The 20,381-nt window shown below is 73.6% G+C and carries 21 protein-coding genes; 11 read left to right on the top strand and 10 right to left on the bottom strand.

Annotation, left to right across the window (positions count from 1 at the left end):
• Positions 1-55 precede the first annotated feature (55 nt).
• Positions 56-2,131: a phosphate acetyltransferase gene (gene pta, locus ML5_RS15265; protein WP_085983665.1), complete on the top strand. Its 2,076-nt coding sequence runs from the start codon at positions 56-58 to the stop codon at positions 2,129-2,131.
• Positions 2,128-3,240: an acetate/propionate family kinase gene (locus tag ML5_RS15260; RefSeq protein ID WP_013475283.1), complete on the top strand. Its 1,113-nt coding sequence runs from the start codon at positions 2,128-2,130 to the stop codon at positions 3,238-3,240. The genes pta and ML5_RS15260 overlap by 4 nt, the downstream gene beginning before the upstream one ends.
• 69 nt (positions 3,241-3,309) lie before the next feature.
• On the opposite strand, the gene ML5_RS32360 is transcribed toward ML5_RS15260, so the two are convergent.
• Positions 3,310-3,483, bottom strand: a complete 174-nt coding sequence (locus ML5_RS32360) for a hypothetical protein (protein WP_013288346.1) — start codon at positions 3,481-3,483, stop codon at positions 3,310-3,312.
• 181 nt (positions 3,484-3,664) lie between these two features.
• Here ML5_RS32360 and ML5_RS15255 point away from each other — a divergent pair, with 181 nt between their 5' ends.
• The 3 genes from ML5_RS15255 to ML5_RS15245 all read left to right on the top strand — a co-directional run bounded on the left by ML5_RS15255 (position 3,665) and on the right by ML5_RS15245 (position 6,465).
• Complete coding sequence (locus tag ML5_RS15255) at positions 3,665-4,738, top strand: alpha/beta hydrolase (RefSeq protein ID WP_013475282.1); 1,074 nt, start codon at positions 3,665-3,667, stop codon at positions 4,736-4,738.
• 178 nt (positions 4,739-4,916) lie between these two features.
• The gene (locus ML5_RS15250; RefSeq protein WP_013475281.1) at positions 4,917-5,459 is read left to right on the top strand and encodes a nucleotidyltransferase domain-containing protein; all 543 of its coding nucleotides are present in this window, start codon (positions 4,917-4,919) and stop codon (positions 5,457-5,459) included.
• A gap of 40 nt (positions 5,460-5,499) precedes the next feature.
• Positions 5,500-6,465, top strand: coding sequence for a chlorophyllase (locus tag ML5_RS15245; protein WP_013475280.1), 966 nt, complete (start codon positions 5,500-5,502; stop codon positions 6,463-6,465).
• A 78-nt stretch (positions 6,466-6,543) separates the two neighbouring features.
• Here ML5_RS15245 and ML5_RS15240 read toward each other — a convergent pair whose 3' ends face one another.
• The 3 genes from ML5_RS15240 to ML5_RS15230 all read right to left on the bottom strand — a co-directional run bounded on the left by ML5_RS15240 (position 6,544) and on the right by ML5_RS15230 (position 9,254).
• Positions 6,544-7,506 carry a Zn-dependent alcohol dehydrogenase gene (locus tag ML5_RS15240; RefSeq protein WP_049800099.1) on the bottom strand — a complete coding sequence of 321 codons (963 nt, stop codon included), beginning with the start codon at positions 7,504-7,506 and terminating at the stop codon, positions 6,544-6,546.
• Positions 7,507-7,582: 76 nt separating this feature from the next.
• Positions 7,583-8,758, bottom strand: a complete 1,176-nt coding sequence (locus ML5_RS15235) for an NADP-dependent malic enzyme (protein ID WP_013288351.1) — start codon at positions 8,756-8,758, stop codon at positions 7,583-7,585.
• 157 nt (positions 8,759-8,915) lie between these two features.
• Complete coding sequence (locus ML5_RS15230; RefSeq protein ID WP_013288352.1) at positions 8,916-9,254, bottom strand: S26 family signal peptidase; 339 nt, start codon at positions 9,252-9,254, stop codon at positions 8,916-8,918.
• Positions 9,255-9,332: 78 nt separating this feature from the next.
• Here ML5_RS15230 and sodN point away from each other — a divergent pair, with 78 nt between their 5' ends.
• From sodN to ML5_RS15215, 3 genes are read left to right on the top strand one after another with little or no spacing between them, the layout of a single operon-like run.
• A complete protein-coding gene (gene sodN, locus ML5_RS15225; RefSeq protein ID WP_013288353.1) occupies positions 9,333-9,737 on the top strand; it encodes a superoxide dismutase, Ni in 405 nt (134 codons plus the stop codon).
• Positions 9,734-10,258: a GNAT family N-acetyltransferase gene (locus tag ML5_RS15220; protein ID WP_013288354.1), complete on the top strand. Its 525-nt coding sequence runs from the start codon at positions 9,734-9,736 to the stop codon at positions 10,256-10,258. The genes sodN and ML5_RS15220 overlap by 4 nt, the downstream gene beginning before the upstream one ends.
• Positions 10,259-10,290: 32 nt before the next feature.
• Positions 10,291-10,698, top strand: coding sequence for an ATP-binding protein (locus ML5_RS15215; RefSeq protein ID WP_013475278.1), 408 nt, complete (start codon positions 10,291-10,293; stop codon positions 10,696-10,698).
• A gap of 113 nt (positions 10,699-10,811) precedes the next feature.
• Here the strand turns inward: ML5_RS15215 and ML5_RS15210 are convergent, their stop codons facing one another.
• Entirely contained in the window at positions 10,812-11,213 is a 402-nt protein-coding gene (locus tag ML5_RS15210) for a hypothetical protein (RefSeq protein ID WP_041784529.1), read from the bottom strand.
• Positions 11,214-11,256: 43 nt separating this feature from the next.
• Between ML5_RS15210 and ML5_RS15205 the strand changes: the two genes are divergently transcribed.
• Both ML5_RS15205 and ML5_RS15200 read left to right on the top strand, forming a co-directional pair.
• On the top strand, positions 11,257-12,207 hold the full coding sequence (locus ML5_RS15205) for a diacylglycerol kinase family protein (protein ID WP_030271872.1): 951 nt from the start codon (positions 11,257-11,259) through the stop codon (positions 12,205-12,207).
• A gap of 450 nt (positions 12,208-12,657) precedes the next feature.
• Positions 12,658-12,915 (top strand): WhiB family transcriptional regulator, encoded by a 258-nt coding sequence (locus ML5_RS15200; RefSeq protein WP_013288358.1) that lies wholly within the window; start codon positions 12,658-12,660, stop codon positions 12,913-12,915.
• 63 nt (positions 12,916-12,978) lie between these two features.
• Here ML5_RS15200 and ML5_RS15195 read toward each other — a convergent pair whose 3' ends face one another.
• From ML5_RS15195 to ML5_RS15185, 4 genes are read right to left on the bottom strand one after another with little or no spacing between them, the layout of a single operon-like run.
• Entirely contained in the window at positions 12,979-13,728 is a 750-nt protein-coding gene (locus ML5_RS15195) for a sirohydrochlorin chelatase (RefSeq protein WP_030271875.1), read from the bottom strand.
• On the bottom strand, positions 13,710-14,459 hold the full coding sequence (locus ML5_RS15190; protein ID WP_013475275.1) for a phosphoadenylyl-sulfate reductase: 750 nt from the start codon (positions 14,457-14,459) through the stop codon (positions 13,710-13,712). Before ML5_RS15190 ends, ML5_RS15195 begins: the two co-directional genes overlap by 19 nt.
• Positions 14,456-14,614: a hypothetical protein gene (locus tag ML5_RS32355; RefSeq protein ID WP_013288361.1), complete on the bottom strand. Its 159-nt coding sequence runs from the start codon at positions 14,612-14,614 to the stop codon at positions 14,456-14,458. Before ML5_RS32355 ends, ML5_RS15190 begins: the two co-directional genes overlap by 4 nt.
• Positions 14,611-16,320: a nitrite/sulfite reductase gene (locus ML5_RS15185; protein WP_041784527.1), complete on the bottom strand. Its 1,710-nt coding sequence runs from the start codon at positions 16,318-16,320 to the stop codon at positions 14,611-14,613. Before ML5_RS15185 ends, ML5_RS32355 begins: the two co-directional genes overlap by 4 nt.
• 601 nt (positions 16,321-16,921) lie before the next feature.
• On the opposite strand from ML5_RS15185, the gene ML5_RS15180 reads away from it, so the two are divergent.
• Positions 16,922-18,793 (top strand): glycosyltransferase family 39 protein, encoded by a 1,872-nt coding sequence (locus ML5_RS15180; protein ID WP_041784194.1) that lies wholly within the window; start codon positions 16,922-16,924, stop codon positions 18,791-18,793.
• Here ML5_RS15180 and ML5_RS15175 read toward each other — a convergent pair.
• Entirely contained in the window at positions 18,768-20,372 is a 1,605-nt protein-coding gene (locus tag ML5_RS15175) for a PAS domain-containing sensor histidine kinase (protein WP_013475272.1), read from the bottom strand. The two genes, ML5_RS15180 and ML5_RS15175, sit on opposite strands and share 26 nt — an antisense overlap.
• Positions 20,373-20,381 lie beyond the last annotated feature (9 nt).

Below are 20,381 nucleotides of genomic sequence, written 5' to 3'. Positions count from 1 at the left end.
CTGGCTAGCCGGTGTGACCAGGCAGAACGGGCAGCAGTGACCTCGATCTTGTAGGTTGGGTGCCGTGGCGCGCAGCGTGTACCTGACCGGCGTTGGTTCGGGCGGGGGAAAATCGACAGTGGCGCTCGGCCTGGCCGAGTTGTTGTCCCGCCAGGTGGAACGGATAGGTGCGTTCCGGCCGCTCGTCGCCGGTGACGGCACCGACCCGATCCTCGCCCTGCTCACCGAGCGCTACCGGATGGAACTGCCGGTCGACGAGCTGTACGGCGCCACGTACGCCGAGGCGAGCGCGCTCGTCGCGGACGGCCGCCGGGAGGAGCTGATCTCCCGGATCGTCACCCGCTACCGGGAGGTCGAGCGGCGCTGCCCGGCGATAGTGGTGGTCGGCAGCGACTTCGCCTACGGCGACGGCACCGGCCCCCGTGAACTGGCCTTCAACGCCCGGCTGGCGACCGAGTTCGGCAGCGTCGTGGTGCCCGTCGTGGACGGGTTCGGGCAGACGCCCGACACGATCGCGGCGGCGCTGCGCGGCGCGTACCACGATCTGGCCGACCTCGGCGCGACGGTGATCGCAGCGCTGGCCAACCGCGTGCCGGAGCCGATGACGCTGCCCGAGCTGCCGGTGCCCGCGTACGCGATCCCCGAGGTGCCGACCGTGTCGGCGCCGACGGTGGCCGAGGTGGCGGCGGCGCTGCGCGGCACCGTGCTCACCGGTGACGAGACCGCGCTCGACCGCGACGTGCTCGACTACGTGGTGGGCGCGGCGCACGTGCCGACGCTGCTGGACCACCTCACCGACGGGGCGCTGGTGATCACCCCGGGCGACCGCGCGGACCTGCTGGTGGCCGCCGGCGCCGCACACGTGGCCGGGCAGGTGTCGCTGGCCGGGCTGGTGCTCACGCTCGGCGAGCAGCCCGACCCGCGCGCGATGCGCCTGGTCGAGCGGATGAACACCGGGCTCCCAGTGCTGTCGGTACCGAGCGACAGCTATGACACGGTGGCCGCGTCCAGCCGGATCGAGGGCCGCCCCAGCACCGCCAACCCGCGCAAGGTCGAGGCCGCGCTCGGCGCGTTCGAGCGCTGCGTGGACACCGACGACCTGGCCCGCCGGCTGCGGGTCAGCCGGTCCGCGCGGGTGACCCCGCTGATGTTCGAGAACGACCTGATCGACAGGGCCCGCGCCCGGCGCCGCCGGCTGGTGCTGCCCGAGGGCGCGGACGAGCGCATCCTGCGCGCGACCGAGGTGCTGCTGCGCCGGGGCGTCGCCGAGATCACCCTGCTCGGCCGCCCGGACGAGATCGCCCGGCGGACCCGGGAACTGGGCGTCGACCTCGGTGACGCCCAGGTCGTCGACCCGGTGACCAGCCCGTGGCGGGACGAGTTCGCGCAGGCGTACGCGCAGTTGCGCGCCCACCGCGGCGTCACCGTCGAGCTGGCGCACGACATCGTGGCGCAGCCCAACTACTTCGGCACGATGATGGTGCAGACCGGCCACGCCGACGGCATGGTCTCCGGCGCCACCCACACCACAGCCGCCACCATCCGGCCCGCCTTCGAGATCATCCGGACCGTGCCGGGCGTCTCGGTCGCCTCCAGCGTCTTCTTCATGCTGCTCGCCGACCGGGTACTGGTGTACGGCGACTGCGCCGTCAACCCCGACCCGGACGCCGACCAGCTCGCCGACATCGCCATCTCGTCGGCCGACACGGCGGCCCGGTTCGGCATCGAGCCGCGGGTGGCGATGCTGTCGTACTCCACCGGCAGCTCCGGCGCCGGCGCCGACGTGGAGAAGGTCGCGGCGGCCACCAAGCTGGTCCGGGAACGCCGGCCGGACCTGCTGGTCGAGGGCCCGATCCAGTACGACGCGGCGATCGACCCGCAGGTCGCGGCCACCAAGCTGCCGGACAGCCCGGTCGCCGGGCGGGCGACGGTCTTCATCTTCCCGGACCTGAACACGGGCAACAACACGTACAAGGCGGTGCAGCGCTCGGCCGGGGCGGTGGCGGTCGGGCCGGTCATGCAGGGCCTGAACCGGCCGGTGAACGACCTCTCCCGCGGCGCCACAGTGCCGGACATCGTCAACACGGTGGCGATCACCGCCATCCAGGCCGCCGCGGAGGCGTCGGAATGAGCCGCATCCTGGTCCTCAACAGCGGATCCTCGTCGGTCAAGTACCGGCTGTACGACGGCGACGACGTCCTGGACAAGGGCACCGTCGAGCGGATCGGCGAGCCCGGCGGCGGGCCGGCCGACCACGAGAGCGCGGTCCGGGAGATCATCGGCCGGCTCGACCTGAGCGGCCTCGCCGGAGTCGGCCACCGGGTGGTGCACGGCGGGCGGAAGTTCAGCGCGCCGGTACGCATCGACGACGCGGTCGTCGCCGCGATCGAGGATCTGGTGCCGCTGGCGCCGCTGCACAACCCGGCCAACCTGGCCGGCATCCGGGTGGCCCGGGAGGCGCTGCCGGACACGCCGCAGGTGGCGGTCTTCGACACCGCGTTCCACCACACGCTGCCCGAGGCCGCCGCCACGTACGCGATCGACAAGGCCACCGCCGAGCGCTACGGCGTCCGCCGCTACGGCTTCCACGGCACCTCGCACGCGTACGTCTCGCGTCGCGTCGCCGACCTGCTCGACCGCCCGTACGACGAGCTGAACACCATCACCCTGCACCTGGGCAACGGGGCGAGCGCGTGTGCCGTCCAGGGCGGGCGCAGCGTGGCCACCTCGATGGGCATGTCCCCGCTGGAGGGCCTGGTGATGGGCACCCGCAGCGGCGACCTCGACCCGACAGTCATCTTCCACCTGCGCCGCGAGGGCGGCATGGTCGTGGACGACATCGACGACCTGCTCAACCACCGCAGCGGCCTGCTCGGGCTGACCGGGGTCAACGACATGCGGGAGGTGCTGGCCCGCCGCGACGCCGGTGACCCGGACGCGACGCTGGCGTTCGACGTCTACTGCCGCCGGATCACCGGCTACGTGGGCGCGTACTACGCGCTGCTCGGCCGGGTCGACGCGATCGCGTTCACCGCCGGGGTCGGCGAGCACGCCGCTCCGGTGCGGGCGGCGTCGCTGGCCGGGCTGGAGCGGCTGGGCGTCACTGTCGACCCGACGCGCAACGACGGCCACGGCGACCGGGTCGTCTCCCCGGACGGCGCGGAGGTGGCGGTGCTGGTGGTCGGCACCGACGAGGAGCGGGAGATCGCCCGCGAGACCCGCGAGGTGCTCGGCGTCTGACCGCCCGACCCTCCGCGCGGCCGGGCCGGATCAGCCCGGGTCAGCCCGGGTCAGCCGGGTCAGCTCGGGTCAGCCCAGGGCGATCCAGGCGACCAGGGCGACCACCACGACGGCGGCGACGGCCACGCCGGCGATCAGCGGCAGGCGGGACGGCGCCGACGCCGACGCGGCCGGCTCGGGAGAATCGACGAAAGCGCGGAACTGCGCGGTGTTGCCACTCGGGTCGGTGTAGTTCTCAGCCATGCGGCTGACCCTAGCGAAGCCGACCGGACCGGAATGTCCCGCCGGGCCGCCACCTGCGGATCCGGGTGGCGGGATCGGGCAAACCCGGCCACCCGGTGGAGGCGGGAGCCGCCCGGGTGGCGGCACCGACCGGCCCGGACGGCGGGCGCGGGCCGACCGCTCGGCTGCCTACCGTGCAGGTGTGAGGGGGCAGCGGCTGGTCGCCGCGCTGATGACGGCGCTGCTGGCCGGTTGCGGCCCGGCCGTGGCCACGCCCGACCCGGTCCCGGCCGCCGTCGGGCCCGCGCCGGAGCGCCCGTACTCGGTCGGGATGCGACAGTTCACGCTCGACCCGGACGGCAGGCGGCCGCTGCCGGTCACCGTCTGGTACCCGGCGCAACCGTCCCCCGCACCCCCTGACGTCGTCGACCCGCCGGTCGCTCCCGCCGCCGGGTCCGACGTGTCCGGGCCGCGCGCTGCGGCGGCCCTGCCGTCTCGCCCATCGGTCTTCGCGGCCCCCTCCGGCTCCGGCCACGCCACACCGGCGAGCCCCGGCCCGGAGCGCGGACCGCGTGTGCGGCCGGGTGCGCCGTTCGCGGCCGGACGCTTCCCGGTGGTCCTCTACAGCCACGGGCTGCGCAGCCTGCCCACCCTGCACGCCGCGCTGACCACCCGCTGGGCCGCCGCCGGGTTCGTGGTGGTCGCACCCACCTATCCGCGTACGAACCAGCGCGCCCGCGCCTACACCCGCGACGACGTCCGCAACCAGCCCGCCGACGCCTGGCGACTGATCCGCCATCTGGTCCGGCTGGGCGCCCGCCACGGGGATCCGCTCGGCGCGCACATGGCCGTGGACCGGTTCGCCGCCGCCGGGCACTCGGCCGGCGGGCACACCACGCTCGGCATGTTCGCCTCCGGGCAGCCGTCCCCGCTACGGGCCGGAATCGTGATCGCCGGTGGCCGGATGGTCGCCGGGCTCTCCCGCCCACTCGCACCGATGCTGTTCGTGCACGGGAGCGCCGACCGGATCGTGCCGGAGTCGATCGGCCGGGCCGCGTACGCCCGCTGCCTCGGGCCGGCCGCCTTCCTGAGCCTCACCGGCCAGGGCCACGGCGAGTACCTGACGCCGGGACGGCCCGGCTTCGCCCAGGTGCTCGCCACCACCACCGACTTCCTGCGCTGGACGCTCTACGCCGACCGCGCCGCCCTGCACCGCCTCCCCACCGACGCGACAGCGCCCGGCACCACCCTCACCACCCGCGCCCTCCCCACCTGAAGCGTCCGCCTCCCACCTCCCACCTCCCGCCTCCCACCCTCCCCCTTGTCCCGTCGATCATGAAGTTGACGGCGTTCACTGTCCGGTTTGTCGCCGCCAACTTCATGATCGACCGGGTCTGGGCCCCGGGGGGGGTGAGGGTCTGGGCGGGCAGCGGGGTCCGGGCGGGGTGGGTAGCGTGCGCGGGGTGGACGGGGTGGCGGGCCGGCAGTTGGGGGCGATCCGGGAGGTCGTCGACGTCGCCGGCGCGTGCGGGATCGACGTGTGGCTGCGCGGGGGCTGGGCGATGGACTTCCACCTCGGCGAGGTGACCCGTCCGCATGTCGACGTCGACTGGTACTGCTGGCGGCGCGACGCCGAGACGCTGGCCGACCGGCTCGGTGCGCTCGGCTGGCGCCCCGACCCCCGGATGCCCGCCACGACGCAACTCGACCTGCTGCGCGACGACGTCGAGCTGAGCTTCGCGTACCTCGACCGGGACGCGGACGGCCGGGTCGTCGTCGGCGCCGGACCGTGGGCGGGCACCGCCCTGCCGGAAGGCATGCTGGCCGGGCCGCCCGGCCGGATCGGCACGCTCGCGGCACCGGTGATCAGCGTCGCGGCGCAGATCGAGTTCAAGGAGATGTTCCCGGTCTGGATGCCGGAACGCCAGCGCCGGGCCAAGGACGCCGCCGACCTGGCTCGTCTCCGGGCGTCAGCGGGCGGTCACCCGCCGCGCTGACCGGGCCTGGTAGCCGCGATCGCGAGGCACAATCGAGTTCATGCGCCGTCGTCCCGCCGCCCTGATCACCGCCGCCGTGCTCGGCGCCGCCCTCACCGGCTGCTCGGAGCAGCCCACCGCCCCGGCCGGGCGGCCCGCCCCCGACGCCCCACCGACCAGTGCCACGCCGGCGCCGCGCGTACCCGCCGGCAAGGCGCCCACGGAGAGCTTCGCGGTCGGCGTACGCCAGGTGAAGCTGAACCGCGACGGCGACCGGCCGTTGCCGGTGACGCTCTGGTACCCGGCGGCGGGCGCGGCCGGTGGCGCGGTCGAGCGTTCCGCCCCGGCGGCGGACGGGCGGTTCCCGGTGGTGCTGTTCAGCCACGGGCTCAGCGCCCGGCCGGAGGACTACCAGGCGCTGCTGACCCGCTGGGCGGCGGCCGGGTTCGTGGTCGCCGCGCCGCGTTTCCCGCACACCTCCCGGGGCACCGACGGCAACCCGCTGGACGTGCTCAACCAGCCGGCCGACGTGTCGTACGTGCTGACGCGCGTGCTCGCGCTCGGCGAGAAGGCGGGCGATCCGCTGCGCGGCCGGCTGGACCCGGAGCGGGTGGCCGCGACCGGGCACAGCGCCGGTGGCGTGACCACGATCGGGCTGTTCACCGCGGGCCGGGACGAGCGGCTGGACGCGGGCATCGTCTTCGCCGGCACCGCGCTCGGTGTGGGCACCGCGTTCGCCGGTGCCGCCGCGCCGCAGCTGTTCGTGCACGGCGAGGCCGACGAGGTGGTGTCGTACGCCGCCGGCAAGGCCGTGTACGACGTGGTGCCGTGGCCGAAGGCGATGCTCAGCCTGCCGAAGGGTGACCACGGCCGGGCGCTGCTCGGCGACGGCAAGGCGCTGGGCGTGGTCGCCGACACCACTGTCGAGTTCCTCCGCTGGACGCTCTACGGCGACCCGGCGGCGAAGAAGCGCCTCCCCGCCGACGCCGCCCGGGGCGGCCTGGCCACCCTCGACGACCGCCTGTAAGGAAGGGCCCCTTCTTAACGTCTCCGGTAGAGAAGGGGCCCCTTCTTAACACGCCGCCCGCGCCGCGCGCCGTCCGCGTCAGGCGGTGTGGTCGACGACCACCTTGCCGAAGACGTCGCCGGAGTGCAGCCGGGCGAACGCCTCGGAGATCTCGCTGAACGGCACCACCCGGTCGACCACCGGGCGCACCTCGTGCTCGGCGCAGAACGCGAGCAGCTCGGTCAGCTCGTCCGGGGTGCCCATCGAGGTGCCGAGGATCTCCAGCTGCATGGCGAAGACCCGCCGCAGGTTGATCTTGGGCTCGTGCCCGGAGGTGGCGCCGGAGACCACGATCCGGGCCGTCGGGGCGGCCGACTTGAGCGAGTGGTCGAAGGTGGCCGCGCCGACCGTCTCGATCACCACGTCGACCCGTTCCGGCAACCGCGCGCCGGGTTCCAGCGCGGTCGCGCCCAGCTCGGCGATCCGTTCCCGCTTGGCGGCGTCGCGGCTGGTCGCGTACACCCGCTTGCCGAGCGCGACGCCGAGCGCGACGGCCGCGGTGGCCACGCCACCGCCGGCGCCCTGGACCAGCACCGACTCGCCGTCGGCGACCCGGCCCTTGGTGGTCAGCATCCGCCACGCGGTGAGCCAGGCCGTGGGCAGGCACGCCGCGTCGGTGGCCGACAGGCCGTCGGGCAGCGGCAGCAGGTTCATCCGGGGTACGGCGACACGCTCGGCGAACGTGCCCTGGTAGTGCTCGGAGAGGATGGAGACCCCGCGCGGGTCACCGGGGGTGGGCACCACCGGGTAGATGACCACCTCGTTGCCGTCCGGGTCGGTGCCGACCGCGTCGCAGCCCAGGATCATCGGGAGCTGGCCGGCGGTCAGGCCCACGCCGCGCAGCGACCATAGGTCGTGGTGGTTGAGCGAGCTGGCCCGGACCTGCACGGTGACCCAGTCGTCCTGCGGATGGGTCGGCTCGGGACGGTCGCCGACGGCGAGCGCGGCGAGCGGGTTGTCGGCGTCGAAGGCCGAGGCATAGGCAGCACGCATGATCGGCACGGTAACAAGCTGAGCAGCAGTTAAGAAGGGGCCCTTCCTCTACCGGAGGCGTTAGGAAGGGCCCCTTCCTTACATCTCAGCGGCGGGCGACCCCGTCGCGGCGGGCGGCCTCCGCGACGGCCTCGGCCACCGCCGGGGCGACGCGCGGGTCCAGCGGCGACGGCACGATCGCGTCGGCGGTCAGCGACTCGGCCACCACGCCCGCGATGGCGTCGGCGGCGGCCACCTTCATCGAGTCGGTGATCCGGGTGGCCCCGGCGTCCAGCGCGCCCCGGAACACACCCGGGAACGCGAGCACGTTGTTGATCTGGTTCGGGTAGTCGCTGCGCCCGGTGGCGACCACCGCCACGTGCCGGGCGGCCACCTCGGGGTGCACCTCAGGGGTGGGGTTGGCCAGCGCGAACACGATCCCGCCGGGGGCCATGCCGGCCACCGCCGCCTCCGGGATCTGGCCGCCGGAGACGCCGACGAGCACGTCCGCGTCGCGCAGCGCCTCGGTGATGTCGCCCTGGCGGCCCTCGGCGTTGGTGAGCTCGGCCAGTTCGGCCTTGGTGCCGGTCAGCTCGCGGTGCCGGCCGATGATGCCGCGCGAGTCGCACACCACCACCCGGTCCGGGTCGACGCCGCCGGCGATCAGCATCTTGGTGACCGCCACCCCGGCCGCGCCCGCGCCGCTGACCGCCACCCGCAGGTCACCGAGCTTGCGGTTGAGCAGCGCCGCGGCGTTGCGCAGCGCGGCGAGCACCACGATCGCGGTGCCGTGCTGGTCGTCGTGGAAGACCGGGATGTCCAGCGCCTCGTCGAGCCGGCGCTCCACCTCGAAGCAGCGCGGGGCGCTGATGTCCTCCAGGTTGATCCCGCCGAACGAGGGCGCGAGCGCCTTGACCGTCGCCACGATCTCGTCCACGTCCTGGGTGTCCAGGCAGACCGGCACCGCGTCCACGCCGGCGAACTGCTTGAACAGCACCGCCTTGCCCTCCATCACGGGCAGCGCGGCGCGCGGGCCGATGTTGCCCAGACCGAGTACGGCGGAACCGTCGGTGACCACGGCGACGGTGTGCGACACCCAGGTGTAGGTGTCGACGAGCGCGGGGTCGGCGGCGATCGCCTCGCACACCCGGGCCACACCCGGGGTGTACGCGAGGGAGAGGTCCTCGCGGCTGGTCAGCGGCACTGTGGAGGCGACTGCCATCTTGCCGCCGACGTGCAGGCGGAAGACGGGATCGGCGGGGTCCGGGGTGGACGAAGACATGGTGACTCCAGGATCTGTCGAGCAGACGGACCGGCCGGCGTGGTCAGCGGTGGTCAGCGACCGGCGGCGCGGCGGTGCGGGGGTCACCCGGGCACTTTTCGAGCATAGTCACGCTTCGGCACCCAGTATGTGAGCGGGGTCATATCCGCTCCGGTCGTTACCGTCCCCTGACCCGTCCCGGACGCGGCCACCAGCGGGCCACCACCCGGCCCCGGACGTCGGCCACGCCGTACGCGCGGGAGTCGTCGGCGACGAACTCGTTGTCGCCGCGCAACCACCATCCGCCGTCGCGGGGTTCCACCGCCCGCTTGACGACGAGCAGGTCGGGACGGCTGCGGAACACGGCGACGACCACGTCGCCGGGGCGTACCGGCCGGCCTTTCGTGCGGACCAGCACCGCGTCGCCGTGACGCAGCGTCGGGGCCATGGACGGGCCGGTCACCAGCACCGGCACCAGCGGGCCGCGCAGGGCCGGAGGTTCACCGGTGGGCGCCATGTCACCTCCCAGCCCCGGAGGGCGTCTCCAGGAGTAATGTCGTCTTGGATCATCGCAAACAACCCATGGAGGACCCTGATGCGCCTTCCCCGCATCCTCACGCCCCGGGTGACGGCCAGCGCTCACTGCGACCTGCCCTGCGGCGTATACGACCCGGCCCAGGCCCGGATCGAGGCCGAGTCGGTCAAAATGATCTGCGAGAAGTACCAGGCCAACACCGACCCGGAGTTCCGCACCCGCGCCATCCTGATCAAGGAGCAGCGGGCGGAACTGGTCAAGCACCACCTGTGGGTGCTCTGGACCGACTACTTCAAGGCGCCGCACTTCGAGAAGTACCCGCACCTGCACCAGCTGTTCAACGAGGCCACCAAGCTGGCCGGCGCGGCCGGCGCCAAGGGCGGCACCGACCCGGCCAAGGCCGACGAGCTGCTGGCGAAGATCGACGAGATCTCGAAGATCTTCTGGGAGACCAAGCAGGCGTGACGTCGCCCGACGGCACTCCGACGATCCGGCCGGTACGTCCCGAGGACGTACCGGCCGTCGTCGCCATGGTGCACGAACTCGCCGAGTACGAGCGCGCGCCCGAGCAGTGCCACCTCACCACGGCACAGCTCGACGCGGCGCTGTTCGGCCCGTCCCCGGCGCTGTACGGCCACGTCGCCGTCGACGCCTCGGACCAGCCGGTCGGCTTCGCGCTCTGGTTCCTCAACTTCTCCACCTGGGCCGGCGTGCACGGCATCTACCTGGAGGACCTCTACGTCCGCCCGGACGCCCGGGGCACCGGCGCGGGCCGGATGCTGCTCGCCACGCTGGCCGCGATCTGCGTCGAGCGCGGCTACCAGCGCCTGGAGTGGTGGATGATCCACTGGAACCCGGCGGCCCGCTTCTACGCCGCGATCGGTGCCACGCCGATGGACGAGTGGACGCCGTACCGCCTGGCCGGGCCGGCGTTGCACGAGCTAGCGACGCACGCGACGGCCGCGCCCACGCGCCCCGCCCGCTGACCGGGTAGAGTCCCGCACCGGGGGGAGGAGCCGTGACTCAACTGACCGGGCACCCGACGACCGATGACGACGTCGTCCACCTCACCGTGCCCGCCGACGGTGGTTACCTCGGCGTGCTCCGCACCGCCACGGCCGGCCTCGCGGCCCGGCTCCAGTTCGCCCTCGACGAGATCGAGGATCTGCGCATCGCCGTCGACGAGGCGTGCGCCATGCTGCTCGCCATCGCCACCCGCGACGCCGAGCTGGAGTGCCGGTTCGCGGTCACCGACGACGCGCTCACCGTCGAGGTGACGGTGCCGACGGTCCGGGGCGCCACGCTGCCGTCCGAGTCGTCGTTCGCCTGGAAGGTGCTGACCGCGCTGACCACCGGGGCGAACGCCCACGCATCAGGCGGCCGGGCCACCATCTCGCTGCTGACCCGCCGCGCCGGCGTCTACTGACCGACGCGCGGCTTCTGACCGACGCGCGGCCACGGCCCGGCAGCGGCCACGGCCCGGCAGCGCCCCAGGCCCGGCTGCGGTCCAGAAAGGGCCGCGTCAAGACCGGGCGGCGCTCAGCCGGCCGGCTCGCCGAATCCCAGCGCGCGGTTGGTCGGCCCGCTCACCAGCAGCCCGACCATGCCGATACCGAGCGCCATCAGCGGCACCCCGAGCCAGCCCATGCCGCCCTCGATCATGAACCAGCCGACCGGCAGCAGCATGAGCTGGAGCACGATCGCCGGCGCACGAGCCCCGGCTCGGCGGCGGGACAGCGCGCCGCCGAGCGCCCAGAGCGCCACCGCGCCGCCGACGGCGAAGACGGTCACCAGCAGCGCCGAGGTCAGATCCGTCGTGTCGGCGGTGAGGTCGGACCAGATGAGCCACACCGCGATCAGCCCCAGCGCCACCGCCTGGGCACGTAGCAGGAGCACCGCGGCGCGCAGCGTGCCGGGGAGCGGGTCGGAGTCGATCGTCACGGGCGCCACGATACCGGTGGGTAGTCGCGGTACAGTGCCGCCCATGCGGGCCGTCCTGGTGGTCAATCCGAAGGCCACCACCACCAGCGAGCGCAGCCGGGACGTGCTGGTCCGGGCGTTGCGCAGTGAAGTCGACCTGTCGGTGCGCTACACCCGCCGACGGGGCCACGCCACGGATCTGGCCCGGGAGGCCGCCCAGGAGGGCGTCGACCTGGTCGTCACGCTCGGCGGTGACGGCACAGTCAACGAGGTGGTGAACGGCCTGATGGCGGCGGAGCCGCCGACGTTCCGTACCGGACAGACCTCGGCCGAGCGGCTGCCCGCGCTGGCCACCGTGCCGGGCGGTTCGACGAACGTGTTCGCCCGCGCGCTCGGGCTGCCCCGGGAGTGGCCGGACGGCACCAGCATGATCCTGGAAGGGCTGCGACTGGGCCGGTCCCGCACGATCGGGCTGGGCCGTGCGGACGACCGCTACTTCACGTTCTGCGCCGGCTTCGGGCTGGACGCGGCCGTCATCCGCCGGGTGGAGCAGGCCCGCAAGAAGGGGCGCGTCTCCACTCCGGCGCTCTACTTCCGTTCCACGGCGAGTCAGTACTTCGTCGGCTCGGACCGCCGCCACCCGTCGATCACGCTGGAGCGCCCGGGTGAGGCGCCCGCGACGGAGTTGGCCACGGCGATCATCCAGAACACCGCGCCGTGGACGTACCTGGGCGACCGCGAGATCAACCCGAACCCGGAGGCGTCGTTCGATCTCGGGCTCGACGTGCTCGCGTTGCGGCGGCTCCGGGTCGCCAGCACGGCCCGTACGGCGGTGCAGTTCTTCTCGAAGCAACCGGATCCGCACGGCAAGCAGGTGTTGCGGCTGCACGACGTGGCGGAGTTCACGCTGGTCTCGGACCGGCCGTTGCCGTTCCAGCTGGACGGGGACTACCTCGGCGAGCGGGAGAAAGTCCGATTCACATCCGTACCGGCCGCACTGAGAGTAATCTGCTAGGTCTCGGGTATCTCAGTCGGTTGACGCGGACCGCCCGCCGCGCGGGCGCGGTGGCCGCCACGCCGAGGAAGGGTGCCGGAAATGTCAGCAACGTCACGCAGACCGTACTACATTGATTATCGACTGTGGCACGCCGGGTAACCAGGGCTCTGGCAAACCCGGACAAATGGGTGGTGAGCCCGCTCACTGTTCGGAGTTTTTCCGAGCGTCACCCTTGACATCGCTGTAGTTCGTGAAAGTATTCACAAGCGAACTCGTGTTGCCGGGACATTGCCTGGATATGCTCGTTCGGTTGAGCTGTTCCAGCAGGTCCGGGCACCCCACAGCCTGCTCACGCTGCGCCGAATTGATGGATGCTGACCGTCACCATTCGGCAATGCGGACGCATATAGAAATAGCAACAACGAAGCGTTATCTGGCCACCCACTAAGAATGAGGAGTGTTGCCGCCATGGACTGGCGCCACGATTCGGTCTGCCGCGACGAGGACCCGGAGCTGTTCTTCCCGATCGGGACGTCCGGCCCGGCCCTCCTTCAGGTGGAGCAGGCGAAGGCCGTCTGCCGGCGCTGCCCCGTGACCGACCAGTGCCTGCAGTGGGCGCTGGAGTCCGGTCAGGACGCCGGCGTCTGGGGTGGGATGAGCGAAGAGGAGCGTCGCGCGGTGAAGCGCCGCGGCGGCCTCCGGGTGCTGCGCGCTCACTCCGCCTGACCCGTACACGCTGACCGCCCCGGCCGGAATTCCGGCCGGGGCGTTCTGCTGTCCCGGACCGGGTCAGCCCGTCACCGCCTCCACCCGCCGCCGGACCAGGTCCGCCAGCTCCGGCAGGTCGGTCAGGGGGTCCGCCACCGCCACCGCGCCGGCCGACCGGGCCGACGCGCGTACCCCGTCGTGGAACCGGCCCGGCGCCAGGAAGTAGGCGGCCACCGCGACCCGGCGGGCGCCCGCGGCGCGCAGTCGCGTGACCGCGCCGCCGACCTCCGGGGGCGCCGCCGAGGCGTACGAGACGCGGCAGGGCACTCCGAGCCCGGCGCCGAACGCCGCGGCGACCCGGCCAACCGAGGCGCGCGCCGCCGGATCCCGGGTACCGGCCGCCGCCAGCACCACCGCGTCCAGACCACCCGGCCCGTCACCGGTCGCCTCCGCCAGACGGCGGCGCAGCCCGTCCAGCAGCCCGCCGTCCACCCCGCCACCGGTCGGCCCCAGCACATCCGTCACCCGTACCTCGATGTCCGCGCCGGCCGCCGCGACCGCCGCCGGGATGTCCACCTTCCGGTGGTACGCGGCGGTCAGCAGCAGCGGCACCAGGACCGCCCGGGAGTGACCGGCGTCGGCCAGCCCGCGCAGCACCTCGGCCGGCCCGGGATCGGTGTGATCGAGCCAGCTCGGCAGCACCGGACGGCCGGGGCAGGTGTCCGCCACGGCCCGGGCCAGCGCCCGGGTCGCCTCCGCCGCACGCGGGTCACGGCTGCCGTGCGCCACCAGCACCACCGGCGGCCCGGCGCTCAGGTGTGCAGGCCGCACTCGGTCTTCTCGAACATCGCCCAGCGCCCGGCGCGCGGGTCCTCCCCCGCCTTCGTCCGCCGGGTGCACGGCCAGCAGCCGATCGAGCCGTAGCCGCGGGCGAACAGCTCGTTGACCGGGATGTCGTACCGGGCCACGTAGGCGTCCACCTCCCGCTGCGTCCAGGCCGCTATCGGGTTCACCTTGACCTTGCCGCGCCGCGCGTCGAAGCCCACCACCGGCGTGTTCGCCCGGGTCGGCGACTCGTCCCGGCGCAGCCCGGCGGCCCAGGCGTCGTACCCGGACAGCGCCCGCTCCAGCGGCTCCACCTTGCGCAGCTGGCAGCAGTCGTCCGGGGACCTGTTGAACAGGCGCGGACCGTACTGGCCGTCCTGCTGCCCCACAGTCATCCGCGGCCGGATCGAGCGCACCCGCACCGGCATCCGCCGGGCCACCTCGTCGCGGACGCGCAGCGTCTCCGGGAAGTGCAGGCCGGTGTCCAGGAACACCACGTCGACGCCGGGCGCGACCCGGGAGACCAGGTGCGCTACCACGCCGTCGGCCATCGAGCTGGTCACGCAGAACCGCTCGCCGAACGTCTCCGCCGCCCACCGGGCGATCTCGATCGCGGGCGCGTCGGCCAGCTCCCGGCCGGCCTCCTCGGCCAGCGCGCGCAGCTCCTCCGGGTCGCGGCGCGTCGGCTCGGCCGCGCCGATCAGGCCGAGGCCGGCGGCGGAGACGAGGCCGCTCACCGGGTCACCGCCCGGCTCAGCAGGCCGGTGAACTTCACCGCGAAGACCCGTGCGCAGGCGTGGCACTCCCAGGCGCCGTGCCCGGCCTCGTGCGGTCGCAGGTCCTCCTCGCCGCAGTACGGGCAGTAGAGAGGCGCAGATCGGGCATCGCTCATCGGAGCTCCTCCTCGTCGACTCTGATCACCCAGTTGGCGAACGTCTCACCCTCGGTCCGGCCGGCCAGGTAGCGGCGGGCGAGCCGTTCCACGTACTCCGGAAGCTCCTCGGCGGTGGTCTTCAGACCGCGCAGCTTGCGGCCGAAGCCGGCGGTCTGCCCCTGCGCCATGCCGAGGCCGCCGCCGAGGTGCACCTGGAAGCCCTCGACCTGCCGGCCGTCCGGGCCGACCACGAGCTGGCCCTTGAGCCCGATGTCGGCGACCTGGGTGCGGGCGCAGGCGTTCGGGCAGCCGTTGAGGTGGATGGAGATGTCCGCGTCGAAGTCGCGCAGCCGCTCCTCCAGGCGGGCGACCAGCTCCTCACCGCGCCGCTTGGTCTCGACGATGGCGAGCTTGCAGAACTCGATGCCGGTGCAGGCCATCGTGCCGCGCCGCCAGGCCGACGGCCGGGCCTCCAGGCCGATCCCGCGCAGCGCCGTGACCAGCGAGTCGGTCCGCTCCGGCGCCACGTCCAGCACGAGCAGCTTCTGGTACGGCGTGAGCCGCACCCGGTCGCTGCCGTGCGCCTCGACCACGTCGGCGAGCTGCGCCAGCTGGGTGCCGGACACCCGGCCCACCACCGGGGCCGCGCCCACGTAGTTCGCGCCGTCACTCTGCCGGTGCACGCCGATGTGGTCGACCGGCTTCGCCGGCAGGTCGGCGGCCGGACCGTCGAGCAGCGTGCGGCCCAGGTACTCCTTCTCCAGCACCTCCCGGAAGCGCTCCACGCCCCAGTCGGCGACCAGGAACTTCAGCCGGGCCCGGTTGCGCAGCCGACGGTAGCCGTAGTCGCGGAAGATGCCGACCACACCGGCCCACACGTCCGGTACCTCGTTCAGCGGCACCCAGACGCCGAGCCGCTTGGCGAGCATCGGGTTGGTGGAGAGCCCGCCGCCGACCCACACGTCGAACCCGGGCCCGTGCTCCGGGTGCTCCACGCCGAGGAACGCGATGTCGTTCGCCTCGTACGGCGTGTCGACCAGCCAGGAGATCGAGGTCTTGAACTTGCGGGGCAGGTTGGAGTACGCCTTGTCGCCGACGTACCGGCGGACGATCTCGTCGATCGCCGGCGTCGGGTCGAGCACCTCGTCCCGGGCCACCCCGGCGACCGGGCTGCCCAGCACGATCCGGGGGCAGTCGCCGCACGCCTCGGTGGTCTGCAGGCCGACCGCCTCCAGCCGGCGCCAGATCTCCGGCATGTCCTCGACCCGGATCCAGTGGTACTGGATGTTCTGCCGGTCGGTGATGTCGGCGGTGTCCCGGGCGAACTCGCGGGAGATGTCCGCGATCACGCGGAGCTGGGCCAGGTTGAGCTGGCCGCCGTCCACCCGGACCCGGAGCATGAAGAACTCGTCCTCCAGCTCGTGCGGCTCCAGCACCGCGGTACGCCCGCCGTCGATGCCGGCCTTGCGCTGGGTGTAGAGGCCCCACCAGCGGAACCGGCCGCGCAGGTCCTGCGGGTCGATCGAGGCGAAACCGTTGTGGGCGTAGATGTTCTCGATCCGGTCCCGCACGTTCAGCGGGTCGTCGTCCTTCTTGATCCGCTCGTTGGGGTTGAGCGGCTCACGGTGTCCGAGCGCCCACTGCCCCTCGCCGCGTGGCCGGCGGGGCGCACGGGCGGCAGGCGCCGGGGTGTCGGGACGGGTCGGGGTGCTGCTGACCGCCATCGCGGCGTCCTCCATGGTCTGCTGCGGTGCCTGGAGCGCGGACACGGCGGCCGGCCCTGGAGAGGGCCGTGGACGGCGATGTCGATGACGGCCGGCGCGAGTACGCGCCCGAGACGGAAAGGTCGGGCGTCGTCAGTGGGCCGGACAGATCGCGCTGCGCACGCGGCCGTAATCGACGTGGCGACGAGCCACGAAGCGGCGGACGACAGCGGCGGTCATGTGCCTCATGCTGCCACACCACGCCCCGCACGACCACAGCTCCGCACTGTGATCCCACATCACGGGCCCACCACCCCCACATCGACCCCCATCCCCCTCCCCGCCCTCTCCCCCTCCCCGCCCTCTCCCCGGTGATCAAGGAGTTAACGTCCCCCAACCCACCACCCCGGGCCGCAATCTCCTTGGTCAACAAGCTCAACCCCACCCACCCGCTCCATTGATCATGAAGTTGGCGGGGACAAAAGGGACGGTGCGTGCCGTCAACTTCATGATCGACCGGGTCCGGGCGTGGGGCCGGGGCGAAGGCCGGGTCGGGGGGCCGGGTGGGTGGGAATCGGTGGAGCGGACGGGCGGGAAGGGCTGGGCGTGTGAGGCTGCGGGGGTGAGGAGGTTCGCGCCCGCGTCCGTCCGCAGCCGGCCGGGTCCGGTGGTGTGGGTGATACCCGGACTGCTCACGCTTGCTGTGACACTGACCGGCATCGGGCACGCCCAGCCGTGGCGGGACGAGCTGGCGACCTGGAGCGCCGCCGTTCGCCCGGTACCGGACCTGGTCCGGATGACCCGCACGATCGACGCCGCTACCGGGCCGTACTACCTGCTCATGCACGGCTGGACCGCCCTGGCCGGCGCGTCGCCGACCGCGCTGCGGCTACCCTCCGCGCTCGCGATGGCAGTGGCTGCCGCGCTCACCGCCCGCCTCGGCGCGATGCTCGTCGGCAGTCGCGCCGGGCTGCTGGCCGGACTGCTGTTCGCGGTGCTGCCGGTCACCTCGCGGTACGGCCAGGAGGCCCGCCCGTATGCCCTCGCCACGCTGTTCGCCGTGCTGGCCACGCTGTTGCTGGTCGAGGCGCTGCGCCGGCCGACCTGGCGACGCTGGGCCGGGTACGCCCTCGCCGTCGCCGCGCTCGCCCTGCTCCACCTGATCGCGCTCACCCTGCTCGCCGCCCACGCCGTGGTGGTACTGCTGACCGCCGCACGTGGCCCCGCGGCGGTCGTCGATCCGCCCGGCCGGTCCCGAGCCGAGATGCCCGACGCGAGCCGGCCATGCCGCAGACACCCGTGGCGTTTCACCCAGCCACGAGATCGAGCGCCGGTGGAACGCCACGGGTGTCACGGCGCCCCGCAGACACCCGCGGCGCTCCACCCAGCCACGAGATCGAGCGCCGGTGGAACGCCACGGGTGTCACCGCATCCCGGGAGCAGGGAGCACGGCACGGACGCGCCGGAAGCGGAACGGCAGGACGTGACCGGCGAGGCTCGGGAGGGGTCGGCGCCCGGCCGACGGGTGCTGGCCGGGTGGCTGCTGGCGCTGGTGCCGGTCGTCGTGTTCGTCACCCCACTGGCGCTGGTGGCGCGGGGGCAGCGTGGACGGCAACTCGACTGGGTGGACCCGGCGCGCCTGCCCGACCTGGCGGCGTTGCCGGGCGCGCTGGCGCAGAGCGGTGTCGTCGGCGGGTTCGTGCTCGCGCTCGCGGCGCTCGGCGCGGCCCGGCTGGGTCGCCGGGCGCTGCTGCCGGTCGCCGCCGTGCTGCTGCCGGTGGTGCTGGTCTTCGCCGCCGGAACGATTGTGCCGCTGTGGGTGACCCGCTACCTCGTCTTCACCGTGCCGTTCGCCTGTGTACTTGCCGGCGCCGCGCTGGCTGCCGCGCGGGTCACTCCCGCGCCGGCCCGAACGCCGGGAACAGCGACGCCCGCCGAACCCGAGTGCACGGCGACACCCGCCGCAGCCGGCCGCACTGCCGCGTCCGCGGAAGCAGAGCAAGGACCGACGTCGCCGCGCGGACGGATCGCGGCGGGAATCGCGGTGGTGGTCCTGGCCGGGCTGCTCGGGCTGCCCGACCAGGTGGCCCTGCGCCGTACCCACGAGTGGCCGCGCAGCGCACCGGTCGACTACGCGGGCGCGGCCGGGATCATCCGCGCCGAGCAGCGGCCGGGCGATGCGATCGTCTACTCGCCCCGGGACGGGTGGCTGTTCCCGGATCTCGGCATGGCGTACCACATAGGGCCGAGGCTGCCGCGCGACGTGCTCGTGGTCCGCGACCAGCGGCAGGACGCGAGCCTCTGGGCCGTGGAGTGCGACGACCCGGCGCGGTGCCTGGCCGGGGTGGACCGGGTGTGGCTGGTGGTCACCGGCCGCCGCGCCGACCCGCCGGCGGCGGTGCCTGGCGCGAAGGGCGACGCGCTGCGCGCGGGCTACACGGTGCGGCAGGTGTGGCCGCGGCCGGGGATCACGGTGGCCCTGCTCGTCCGGTGAGGCGGTCGGTGGTGCCGCGGGCCAGCGGTACGACGATGGCCGCCTCGGTGCCGCCGTCGGCGCCGTTGCGCAGGTCGATGGTGCCGCGCAGCTCGCCGGTGACGAGCGCCCGGACGATCTGGAGGCCCAGGTTGCCGCCGCGTTCGGCGTCGAACTGCTCGGGCAGCCCTCGGCCGTTGTCGGTGACAGTGACGTGCAGTTGCTTGCGGGCCCGGTGCGCGGAGACCACCACTTCGGGCCGGGGCGCGGAGACCACGGCCTCGGGCCGGGCCGCGTCCGCGGGCGAGGGCGAGGGCGAGGGGGCACCGGCCTCCTCGTCGGCCGGCGGGAAGCCGTGTTCGACGGCGTTGAGCAGCAGCTCGTTGAGCACCATCACCAGCGAGGTGGCGATCTCGGCGGGCAGTACGCCGAAGGTGCCGCGGCGGCGCATGCCGACGCTCACCTCGGTGGCGGCGACCTCGGTGGCGGCGCTGGCGACCCGGTCCACGATGCCGTCGAACTCGACCGCCTCGTCGCTGGACATGGAGAGCGTCTCGTGGACGAGAGCGATCGAGGCGACCCGGCGTACCGACTCTTCGAGCGCCACCCGCGCCTCGGGCATGGCGACCCTCCGGGCCTGGAGGCGCAGCAGCGCGGCGACGGTCTGGAGGTTGTTCTTCACCCGGTGGTGGATCTCCCGGATGGTGGCGTCCTTGGTGATCAGGGCGCGGTCGCGGCGGCGTACCTCGGTGATGTCGCGGACCAGCACCAGCGCGCCGATCGGCACTCCGGCGGGCATCAGCGGCAGCGCCCGGGTCAGCATGGTGGCGCCCCGCGCGTCGATCTCCCGGCGGGGTGGCGCCTCGCCGCGCAGCGCGGCGAGCACGGCGTTGCCCGCGTCGGTGCCTTCGAGTGGGTCGCCGGCGAGCCGACGGTGCAGCTTGGCCAGGTCCTCCCCGACGAGGTGGGAGGCGTAGCCGAGGCGGCGGTACGCGGACTGCGCGTTCGGGCTGGCGTAGGTGACCTTGCCGTTGGCGTCGAGCCGCACCAGGCCGTCGCCGACCCGGGGCGCCGAGGTGGTCTCGCCGGGGTGCCGGGGCGGCGGGAACGTGCCGTCGGCGATCATCTGGGCGAGGTCGTCGGCCGTGGTCAGGTAGTTCAGTTCGAGCTGGCTCGGGGTGCGCGCGGTGGACAGGTTGGTGTCCCGGCCCACCACGGCGATCACCTCGCCGGCTTCACCGTCGCCGGTGCGCAGCCGGACCGGGATCGCCTCGTGGCGGGCCGGGACGTCGCCGTACCAGACCGGGTCGCCCTCGCGCCAGATCCGTCCCTGCCGGTGGGCCACCTCCAGGTGGGCCACCTCGGCCCCGCCGACGATGCGCCCGACCTGGTCGTCCAGGTAGGCGGTCGGCGCGGTGGTGGGACGGACCTGGGCCACGCAGAGGAACGTGCCGTCACCGTCCACCGGCACCCAGAGCAGCAGGTCGGCGAAGGACAGGTCGGACAGCAGCTGCCAGTCGCCGGCGATCCGGTGCAGATGGTCGATGTCGGCCGGGCGGAGCGCGGTGTGCTCCTCGGCGAGGTCACGGAGGGTGGACACGCCACACAG

The sequence above is a fragment of the Micromonospora sp. L5 genome (assembly GCF_000177655.2).
In the GTDB taxonomy this organism is placed as follows: Bacteria; Actinomycetota; Actinomycetes; order Mycobacteriales; family Micromonosporaceae; genus Micromonospora; species Micromonospora aurantiaca.
The sequence above is the reverse complement of the archived record's forward strand: the minus strand, read 5'-3'. Positions and strand labels throughout refer to the sequence as shown.

Excerpts from the sequence above, each read along its gene's own strand:
- sodN (WP_013288353.1), top strand. The coding sequence starts at position 9,333 with ATGCGCCTTCCCCGCATCCTCACGCCCCGGGTGACGGCCAGCGCTCAC.
- ML5_RS15230 (WP_013288352.1), bottom strand. The coding sequence starts at position 9,254 with ATGGCGCCCACCGGTGAACCTCCGGCCCTGCGCGGCCCGCTGGTGCCG.
- ML5_RS32355 (WP_013288361.1), bottom strand. The coding sequence starts at position 14,614 with ATGAGCGATGCCCGATCTGCGCCTCTCTACTGCCCGTACTGCGGCGAG.
- ML5_RS15200 (WP_013288358.1), top strand. The coding sequence starts at position 12,658 with ATGGACTGGCGCCACGATTCGGTCTGCCGCGACGAGGACCCGGAGCTG.
- ML5_RS15245 (WP_013475280.1), top strand. The coding sequence starts at position 5,500 with ATGCGCCGTCGTCCCGCCGCCCTGATCACCGCCGCCGTGCTCGGCGCC.
- ML5_RS32360 (WP_013288346.1), bottom strand. The coding sequence starts at position 3,483 with ATGGCTGAGAACTACACCGACCCGAGTGGCAACACCGCGCAGTTCCGC.
- ML5_RS15260 (WP_013475283.1), top strand. The coding sequence starts at position 2,128 with ATGAGCCGCATCCTGGTCCTCAACAGCGGATCCTCGTCGGTCAAGTAC.
- ML5_RS15185 (WP_041784527.1), bottom strand. The coding sequence starts at position 16,320 with ATGGCGGTCAGCAGCACCCCGACCCGTCCCGACACCCCGGCGCCTGCC.
- ML5_RS15205 (WP_030271872.1), top strand. The coding sequence starts at position 11,257 with ATGCGGGCCGTCCTGGTGGTCAATCCGAAGGCCACCACCACCAGCGAG.
- ML5_RS15235 (WP_013288351.1), bottom strand. The coding sequence starts at position 8,758 with ATGTCTTCGTCCACCCCGGACCCCGCCGATCCCGTCTTCCGCCTGCAC.